Here is a 1,638-nt window from a genome sequence, read left to right as displayed (position 1 = left end):
GCCCGGACCGCGACGCGCGGTCCGGGCCCTGCTGCCGTACCGGGCGCGGCCGGTCCCGATCAGCTCTCGGCCGACCACCCGCGTCTCAGCCGACCACCCGGGGCAGCCGCAGATTCAGCAGCCCCGTCACCGCCACCACCCCGAGCTGCACCAGGAGCGTCACCACCAGCGCGTTCCCCGTGCCCAGCCCGGGCGACACCGCAGCTGCACCAAGACATGGAAGGAGTCCCCCGATCCCGAACGCGACGCCAAGCTCGACCGGATCGATGAGGTGCTGGAAAGTTTCCCGGACCGGGTCTTCGCCTTCGACGAGTTCGGGCCGTTGGGGATCAGGCCCACCGCGGGCTCCTGCTGGGCGAAGCAGGGCAAGCCCAACCGGCTACCGGCGACCTTCCGCCGTACCCACGGCGTGACCTACTTCCACGGCTGCTACTCCGTCGGCGACGACCGGCTGTGGGGCGTCAACCGCCGCCGCAAAGGCACCGCCAACAGCCTGGCCGCGCTGAAATCGATCCGCGCCGCCCGCCCCGACGGCGCCCCGATCTACATCATCTTGGACAACCTCTCCGCCCATACCGGCGCGGACATCCGCCGCTGGGCGAAGAAGAACAAGGTCGAGCTGTGCTTTACCCCGACCTACGCCTCCCTGGGCCAACCCGATCGAGGCCCACTTCGGCCCGCTGCGGCAGTTCACCCTGGCCAACTCCCACCACCGCAGCCACCCCGCGCAGACCCGGGCTCTGCATGCCTACCTGCGCTGGCGCAACGCCAACGCCCGCCACCCCGACGTGCTCGCCGCCCAGCGCAAGGAACGCGCCCGCATCCGCAGCGAGAAAGGTATCCGCTGGGGAGGCCGACCGCTTCCAGCAGTTTGATCAGACAGGAACTTCAAATATGAGTTCCAGGCCGTCTTCCTCGTCCCATTGCTCTCCGACCTCGACGAAGCCAAATCCAGAAATCGTGGCCAGGGATGCCGTGTTGTCAGGACTGATCGTCACCCGCACGGTCCTGACTCGGGCTTCTGCAACGGCCCGACGTACCAATGCGGTCAGCATCGCTCTAGCGTAGCCCTGACGACGGTAGACGGGGATCACCGAATAACCGAGCTCCACCATGCCCGCCTCATCCGGCGGCCCATGGAACCCGGCATAGCCCACGACGGCACCTTCCGGCTCGGCTACCACGATCTGCGTGAGCCACCCCGCGCAACCCGGGTCCGAGGTCAGCTGATTGACCCGGTACTGCCACACCCACTTTGCCGTGCCGGTGACGAAGTACTCGGTGAGTGCGACACCTGCTTCGGCACTGGCTTGAGCCAGGTCGTCCTTCAGCAAGGCGACCATGGTCGTGCTCGATAACTCAACAAATCGCACGGACTTCCCCCTCGTGGAGGCTGCGGTCCGGCGCTCGGCTTTGTCTGACACAGCGGAAATCTTCGTGGCGCGTCCAGGAGGTGTCCAACCGTTTTCACAGCGGCCAATGCATACCCCGGCCAGATTGCGGCCCCGTCCAATCGACCTTAGCCGCGCCCCGGTGAACCTTCCCGGTCAGAGCACTAGTTGTATTGCCCTGTGAGGTTGGGGACGCGGCTGGCGGGTGGTTGGCCTTTCAGGGCGGTGTGTCCGCGGTGGTGATTGT

At 66.7% G+C, this 1,638-nt stretch carries 1 protein-coding gene and 1 pseudogene; one reads left to right on the top strand and one right to left on the bottom strand.

Annotation, left to right across the window (positions count from 1 at the left end; all coding sequences use genetic code 11):
- Positions 1 to 208 precede the first annotated feature (208 nt).
- A pseudogene (locus DY245_RS32960) lies at positions 209 to 875 on the top strand (transposase); the annotation flags it as partial.
- Here the strand turns inward: DY245_RS32960 and DY245_RS32955 are convergent.
- On the bottom strand, positions 876 to 1,373 hold the full coding sequence (locus DY245_RS32955) for a GNAT family N-acetyltransferase (RefSeq protein WP_128510832.1): 498 nt from the start codon (positions 1,371 to 1,373) through the stop codon (positions 876 to 878).
- Positions 1,374 to 1,638: the final 265 nt, after the last annotated feature.

The sequence above is a fragment of the Streptomyces inhibens genome (assembly GCF_003389455.1).
GTDB classification, from domain to species: domain Bacteria; phylum Actinomycetota; class Actinomycetes; order Streptomycetales; family Streptomycetaceae; genus Streptomyces; species Streptomyces inhibens.
The sequence above is the reverse complement of the archived record's forward strand: the minus strand, read 5'-3'. Positions and strand labels throughout refer to the sequence as shown.